The sequence below is a fragment of the uncultured Selenomonas sp. genome (assembly GCA_905372355.1).
Lineage (GTDB): Bacteria > Bacillota > Negativicutes > Selenomonadales > Selenomonadaceae > Selenomonas.
Genome location: CAJPOT010000005.1, coordinates 181,502 through 188,653 on the forward strand (window position 1 = coordinate 181,502; position 7,152 = coordinate 188,653).

At 55.8% G+C, this 7,152-nt stretch carries 6 protein-coding genes and 1 pseudogene; all 7 read left to right on the forward strand.

The genetic code is table 11. From position 1 onward, the window contains the following. Positions 1–22: 22 nt before the first annotated feature. Positions 23–1,579 carry an ABC transporter substrate-binding protein gene (locus QZ177_RS05090; protein ID WP_294175722.1) on the forward strand — a complete coding sequence of 519 codons (1,557 nt, stop codon included), beginning with the start codon at positions 23–25 and terminating at the stop codon, positions 1,577–1,579. Continuing rightward, positions 1,576–2,343: an ABC transporter ATP-binding protein gene (locus QZ177_RS05095; protein ID WP_294175724.1), complete on the forward strand. Its 768-nt coding sequence runs from the start codon at positions 1,576–1,578 to the stop codon at positions 2,341–2,343. The genes QZ177_RS05090 and QZ177_RS05095 overlap by 4 nt, the downstream gene beginning before the upstream one ends. Positions 2,344–2,361: 18 nt before the next feature. After that, positions 2,362–3,150 carry a dipeptide/oligopeptide/nickel ABC transporter ATP-binding protein gene (locus QZ177_RS05100; RefSeq protein WP_294175749.1) on the forward strand — a complete coding sequence of 263 codons (789 nt, stop codon included), beginning with the start codon at positions 2,362–2,364 and terminating at the stop codon, positions 3,148–3,150. 1 nt (position 3,151) lies between these two features. Continuing rightward, complete coding sequence (locus tag QZ177_RS05105) at positions 3,152–3,898, forward strand: class I SAM-dependent methyltransferase (RefSeq protein WP_294175727.1); 747 nt, start codon at positions 3,152–3,154, stop codon at positions 3,896–3,898. Positions 3,899–3,985: 87 nt separating this feature from the next. Then, positions 3,986–4,855 (forward strand): Rpn family recombination-promoting nuclease/putative transposase, encoded by an 870-nt coding sequence (locus QZ177_RS05110; protein ID WP_294175730.1) that lies wholly within the window; start codon positions 3,986–3,988, stop codon positions 4,853–4,855. Positions 4,856–4,908: 53 nt separating this feature from the next. Beyond that, the gene (locus QZ177_RS05115; RefSeq protein ID WP_294175732.1) at positions 4,909–5,802 is read left to right on the forward strand and encodes an Rpn family recombination-promoting nuclease/putative transposase; all 894 of its coding nucleotides are present in this window, start codon (positions 4,909–4,911) and stop codon (positions 5,800–5,802) included. Positions 5,803–6,035: 233 nt separating this feature from the next. Further along, positions 6,036–7,152, forward strand: a pseudogene (locus QZ177_RS05120) (hypothetical protein); the annotation flags it as partial.

Sequence of the window (7,152 nt, forward strand, 5' to 3'; positions counted from 1 at the left end):
AAAAAGAGGAGGCTACAGGAAAATGAAGCTGAATAAGAAGAAATTGGTGGCAGCTTTGGCAGGGCTTTTCGCGGCGGCGATTTTCGCGGGCTGCGGTGCGGATAAGAACGAGGCGGCAGGGGAGAAAGTCTTTACCTACGGCACGATGTCGTATGGCGCGGCGATGGAGAATGCGGGCACGAACCCGCATGTTTCCTATAACGGTTGGAGCACCCTGCGCTACGGCATCGGCGAGACCTTGTTCCGCTTCAATGAGAAGATGGAGCCTGTGCCTTGGCTTGCCGAGAGCTTTGAGCAGGTCGATGAATATACGATGAAGATCAAGCTGCGCGACGATGTCGTGTTTTCCAACGGCAAGAAGATGACGGGCGAAGCGGTCAAAGCGTGCTTGGAAGATCTCGTGGCAAAGCATGACCGCGCACCGAAGAATCTGAAGCTCAAGTCCATCACGGCGGACGGACAGACCGTCACCCTCGTATCGAGCGAGAAGATGCCGACGCTCATCAACGCATTGGCAGATCCCTATGCCTGCATCATCGACATGGAAGCGGGAGAAAAGGATCGCATCGTCGTCGGCACCGGCCCGTATGTGGCGCAGAAGGTCACCGATACCGAGATGGAACTTTCGAAAAACGAGAAGTATTGGGGCGCTGTCAAGCCGAAGCTCGACAAGATCATCGTCAAGAGCATTGCCGACGGCGATACGCTGACGATGGCAATGCAGAGCGGTGAGCTTGACGCCGCGCAAGGTCTGCCCTATGCGAGTTTGGAGCTTTTCCAAAAGGACAGCGCAAAGTACAAGATCAGCCAAGCCGATACGTCGCGCGTCTATCAGGCGGCGTTCAACTACAAGACGCCCGAGCTGCAGGATGTGCGCGTGCGTCGGGCGATTTCTATGGCGCTCGATAAGGAGAACTTCTGCAAGGTACTGCTGAAGGGCAACGGTACGCCTGCGGTCGGTCCATTCCCCAAGAGCATGCCTTTCGGCGGTGATGCCGTGCGGGCGGCCGCCTACGACTTGGAGGGGGCGAAGGCGCTCTTGAAGGAGGCCGGCTACGAGGATACGGACGGAGACGGCTATGTGGATCAGGGCGGCAAGAACTTGGAGCTTCGCTACCTGACGTATCCGTCGCGTCAAGAGCTGCCGATTCTCGCCGAATCGCTGCAGGCGAATCTCAAGAAGATCGGCATCAAGCTGAATGTCAACTCGACGGATAGCTACAAGTCGTTCTTGAAGAGCGGCGACTATGATATATTCGCCAAAGCGCTCGTAGCGGCGCCGACAGGTGATCCCGAGTACTATTTCCTTGGCAATCTTCTCAAGGATGCTGTCGATAACAGCGGCTTTTACTACAGCCCGCAGGTGGAAGAGCTTGCCGCCAAGCTGCATAACACCTATGGCGCCGAAGCGCGCGCCGCGCTTGCCGTCGCGATGGAGCAGCAGGTCTTGGACGACTGCGCCGTTCTCTACGCATCGCACCTGCGCATGAGTCTTGTGATGAAACCGGGCATCGAGGGTCTCAAGGCGCATCCGTCCGATTACTATGAGGTCAGCGCGGATTTGGAGAAGAAATCGTGAGCGATGCACCGCTCCTCGCCGTGCGAAATCTCACGGTTTCGTACGGCGAAAAGCAGGCGGTGCTCGGCGTGAATTTCTGCCTGCATCGCGGGGAGATTCTCGTCTTGGCGGGGGAGTCGGGCAGCGGCAAGAGCACAATTCTGCGGGCGGTCATGGGCATCTTGGACGCGGGTTTCTGCGCGGGAGAAATCCTTTGGGAGGGGACGGATGTTCTGCAGCTTGCCAAAGATGCACGGCGAAACCTTGCAGGCGAAGAGATCGCGATGGTTTTTCAAAATGCAGGCGCGTCTTTCTGCCCCGTACGCATGATCGGCAGTCAGCTCTATGAGAGCGTATGTGCCCATAGAGCGTGGAGCTATGCCGAGTTTCGCGAACGAGCCGAGGCGCTGATGGTGCAGATGCAGCTTCCGCGTGAAGTGCTCGACGAGTACCCGTTCCGCCTGTCGGGCGGCATGGCGCAGCGCGCAGGCATCGCCGCCGCGATGCTCCTGCAGCCGAAGCTCATCTTGGCGGACGAGCCGACTTCGGCGCTCGACGCGCTGACGCAGGTGCGCGTGGCGAAGGAGCTCATGGCGCTTCGCCGACGCACGGGCGTCGCGATGCTTCTGGTCACGCACCACATGGGGCTGGCGTATTACATGGCGGATCGCATTCTCGTCCTGCGGCACGGCGAGATGGTGGAGCAAGGTGCGCGCGAGGATATCTTTCGCCATCCGAAGGAAGCCTATACGAAGGAGCTCATCGCCGCCGTGCCGAGATTGTAGGTGGAATGAAGCGTGGAAATGATTTTGAAAGCCGAAGGGCTGGTAAAGTCCTTCGGCAAAGGGGCAGAGCGGCGGCGCGTGCTGGACGGCGTGGACTTTGCCGTTGCGGCGGGTGAGTGTCTGGGCATCGTCGGGCAGAGCGGCTGCGGCAAGAGTACCGCCATGCGCATCGCCGCACGCCTTTTGGATGCGGACGAAGGGCGCATCTCCTTTTGCGGCAAGGACATCACACATACGCGCGGGCGCGAGCTTCGTGAAGTGTACGGCGCGATGCAGATGATCTTTCAAATGCCCGAGGATTCTTTCGACCCCAGAAAGACGCTCGGTTGGAGTATCGCCGAGCCGCTTCTGCGGCACGGTTGGCCGAAAGCGCGGCGCAAGGAGCGCGTGGCGGCGCTCTTGCATGAGGTGGGGCTCGGGGCGCATTTTGCCACGCGCTATCCGCACGAGGCAAGCGGCGGCGAGTGCCAGCGCGCTGCTATCGCGCGCGCCTTGACGCTCTCGCCGAAACTTCTGATCTGCGATGAGGTGACGAGTGTGCTCGACGTCACGGTGCAGGCGCAGGTCGTGCGCCTCCTGCGCCGCATCTTGCAGGAGCAGCGGGCGGCGTGTCTCTTCGTCACGCACGATCTCGCGCTTTTGCCTGCAATCGCTGACCGCGTCATCGTCATGCACGGCGGCAAGGTCGTGGAGGAAGGAACGGTGCAGGAGATCGTGCGTCAGGCGAAGTCGCCTCATACGCAGGAGCTTTTGGCGGCGGACTTTTTCCGTTTGACGCGAGAGGAAGATGGAGGGAAGACAACATAGGATGAAAACGAAGGAAATGATCGAGAGAGAAGAAGCGCTGGGAAAGCGGATTGAAAGCTACTGGGATACGAGGAGCCCGAAGTTCTCTGCCGTGCGGCGAAGGGAACTCGAAGGCTCCGACGCTGCACGTTGGCAAAAGTTCATAGCGTCTCATTTGCCCGAGAAAAAGCCGCTGCGCATCCTCGACGTCGGCACGGGTGCAGGTTTCTTTGTTGTGCTGCTTACGCGCATGGGACATGAGGTCACGGGCATCGACATGTCGGCGGGCATGATCGATGAAGCGCAGAAGAACCTCGCGGCGTTCGGCTGCCGGGCCGATCTTCGGAAAATGAACGCGCAGCAGCTTGACTTTTCGGACGAATTCTTCGATGTCGTCATCAGCCGCAACCTCACATGGACGCTGCCCGATGCGATGGAGGCGTACCGCGAGTGGCATCGCGTGCTCAGGGCGGGCGGCATGCTCTTGAACTTCGATTCGGATTACGGAAAGACGACATTTTCGGCGGCAGATGCTCGGGATTCTGTACACACGGGCATCGGCGAGGCGCTTCTCATTGAATGCAACAAGATCAAAGACGAGCTTCGCGTCAGCACGCATCGCCGTCCTCTTTGGGATGCAGATCTCCTCGAAAAACTCGGTTTTTCCGTGCAATACGACGCCGACATCGCGCCCCTTGTGCATGGCGACGAAGCCCTTCGCTACGACGATGTGCCGCTCTTTGGCATTTACGCGAAAAAGGTGCGGTGAGCGACGTAGGGGGAGAGAGGCGGCTCATTTCCTTGTCGTGCAGGAGACTTCATAGTATAATAAAAGAAACAAGATGGGAGAGAAGCTATGACTTGGAGCGAGAACGAAGAATGGCGGCAGAGGTTCCTAAAGGTTCTGGCAGGATTCCGCCTGCTCGATGACGACTTCATGACGGCAGTCTTCCGCAGTTTGGCATGCGTCGACCTGCTCCTGCAGATCATCTTGGATAAGCCGCAGATCAGGGCGACGAAAGCAATCGTGCAGGATACGCTGAAGAATCTACAGGGTCGTAGCGTGCGATTGGACATCCATGCATGGGCGGACGGGCAGGAATTCGACATTGAGATTCAGCGAGGCGGCAGAGGAGCGGCAAAGCGACGAGCCAGATACAACGCGAGCCTGATGGACGCCAATGCCCTGCATGTGGGCGAGGATTACAATGAATTGCCCGAGTCGTATGTGATCTTCATTACGGAGACGGATGTGCTCGGCGAAGGGTTGCCGATTTATATAGTTCGGCGCACGATTGAAGGAAGCGGCAAAGTTTTCGATGATGGATCGCATATTATCTACGTCAATAGCGCGATGGCAGATGAAGATACTCCGCTGGGCAGGCTGATGCACGACTTTCACTGTACGCGGCCAGAAGACATGTATTATGACGTGTTGGCGGAACGAATGAGGTACTTCAAAGAGACGGAGGAAGGAGCGAGCGCTATGTGTGAAGCGATGGAAAAACTCGCAAGGGATTTCGCAGGAGAACTTGCGAAAGAAGCCGAGGCACGCGGTATGGAGCGTGGCATGGAGCGCGGCATGGAGCGTGGTCGAGAAGAGCGAAACATTGCGGTCGTTCTTGGGATGTTGAAAGAGAAACTGCCGCTGGAAATGATCGCACGGGTGTCGGACATCTCCATGGACAAGATCCGGGAGATCGGCAGACTGCACAGCCTGCTTTGATGCAGGCACGCTGGAAGAAGGCCGACTCGAGGAAACAAGACGGGAGAAACGCTATGGCTTGGAACGAGAAGGAAGAATGGAAGCAGAGATTCCTGAAGGTTTTGGCGGGATTCCGCCTGCTTGATGACGATTTCATGACGGCAGTCTTCCGCAACCTGGCATGCGTCGACCTGCTCCTGCGGATCATCTTGGACAAGCCGCAAATCCAGGCGACGGAAGCAATCGTACAGGATACGCTGAAGAATCTACAGGGTCGCAGCGTGCGATTGGACATCCATGCATGGGCGGACGGGCAGGAATTCGACATTGAGATTCAGCGAGGCGGCAGAGGAGCGGCAAAGCGACGAGCCAGATACAACGCGAGCCTGATGGACGCCAATGCCCTGCATGTGGGCGAGGATTACAATGAATTGCCCGAGTCGTATGTGATCTTCATTACGGAGACGGATGTGCTCGGCGAAGGGTTGCCGATTTATATAGTTCGGCGCACGATTGAAGGAAGCGGCAAAGTTTTCGATGATGGATCGCATATTATCTACGTCAATAGCGCGATGGCAGATGAAGATACTCCGCTGGGCAGGCTGATGCACGACTTTCACTGTACGCGGCCAGAAGACATGTATTATGACGTGTTGGCGGAACGAATGAGGTACTTCAAAGAGACGGAGGAAGGAGCGAGCGCTATGTGTGAAGCGATGGAAAAACTCGCAAGGGATTTCGCAGGAGAACTTGCGAAAGAAGCCGAGGCACGCGGCATGGAGCGCGGCATGGAGCGCGGCATGGAGCGCGGCATGGAGCGCGGCATGGAGCGTGGTCGAGAAGAGCGAAACATTGCAGTCGTCCTCGGGATGCTGAAAGAGAAGCTGCCGCTGGAAATGATCGCGCGTGTGTCGGACATCTCCCTGGACAAGATTCGGGAGATCGGCAGACTGCACAGCCTGCTTTGAAAAAGACATGGGGCACGCAGATGATGCAGTCAAAGATTACACAATTTTTCTTAATGTAGGTAAAATTGGGAGAATAGTTTTAAGGGGCGCTGTTGATACAGCGCTTCTTTTTTTGTATAGATCCACATATCTTCATGAAAAATAATTGACTGTTAAATTTTAATGGGATATAATGGGACTATAAATCTATAAGTACCGAACACCTAAGCTTCATGGGAAAGGGAGAGAAAGTCATGTTCAAGAAAGGGAATTCAAAGCGCTGGAAAGCGCTTTCGCTGGCGGTTGCTTTGTATGTAGGGGGGGGACAACTGTCTCTTGAACATGTTAATGCTGCGGATGTGACGGGCGGGGATGTGTTGGTCGATGGTACGCCGGCGCATCCGATCCCGGCTGCGCCTGTTGCCGGCGGAGCCATTACGAATTCTTCTGATGCTGGGAATGTGTATGGGAATAAGTTGACGCTGGATGGCGCATCTGCATGGTTTCTTGGCTATGTTTATGGTGGGTATACGTTGGGAGCGGGAAATGCCTATCAAAATGAGCTGATCATGAAGAATGGCGCGTATATCGGCAACAATTACCACCCAGGTTATGCCGCCTATGGCGGTTGGGCACAGAACGGCAATGCGACGAATAATACCATTACATTGAACGGGAATGGTGCCCTAAGTTATTATGGCACGCATCTGTATGGAGGATGGAGCAATAATAGTGCTGCAGATGTAAAGACAGGCAATAAGCTGAGAATCATAGGAAAAGACAATTACGGGGACAGCGTCAACAATTTCGAGAAGATGGTATTCGAGTTGAATTCTGCGGTAGCTTCTGGCGACACCATGCTCACCATAAATACGTATAATTCTACACAAACTTTTGATTGGAACAAGATTGAGGTGACGAATGCGGCAACTTGGACGGGGACGACGGGGCTGAAGCCGATCACCCTGTATACAGGTCCGGGACTGACGCTAGACAACTATGACCTTTTGAAATGGAAGAGCGTTACGTCTGACGGCAAGTTTGAGTACGGATGGCGTGCCAATGTGACGTCGGCGACGCCTGGAACGCCGACGACGATCACCAATGCGACGAAACTTTTCTTCGACCGCAACCAGTTCAAGGGTGTAGATAAGACCATAACGAGCGCACCATCGGATAATATAGCCTATGGCGGACTGTCCACTCTCGGCAATACGACGACGGGCAACAAACTCACTTTGGATGGCGCATCTGCATGCTTTATTGGCTATGCTTATGGCGGCTATACGAAGGCAGAGACGGGAGACTCGACGGGCAATGAGCTGATCATGAAGAATGGCGCGTATATCGGCAACAATTACCACCCAGGTT

What these genes read in the sequence shown, in the direction of transcription:
- QZ177_RS05090 (WP_294175722.1), top strand. Translation starts at nt 23, where the DNA reads ATGAAGCTGAATAAGAAGAAATTGGTGGCAGCTTTGGCAGGGCTTTTC.
- QZ177_RS05100 (WP_294175749.1), top strand. Translation starts at nt 2,362, where the DNA reads ATGATTTTGAAAGCCGAAGGGCTGGTAAAGTCCTTCGGCAAAGGGGCA.
- QZ177_RS05105 (WP_294175727.1), top strand. Translation starts at nt 3,152, where the DNA reads ATGAAAACGAAGGAAATGATCGAGAGAGAAGAAGCGCTGGGAAAGCGG.
- QZ177_RS05110 (WP_294175730.1), top strand. Translation starts at nt 3,986, where the DNA reads ATGACTTGGAGCGAGAACGAAGAATGGCGGCAGAGGTTCCTAAAGGTT.
- QZ177_RS05115 (WP_294175732.1), top strand. Translation starts at nt 4,909, where the DNA reads ATGGCTTGGAACGAGAAGGAAGAATGGAAGCAGAGATTCCTGAAGGTT.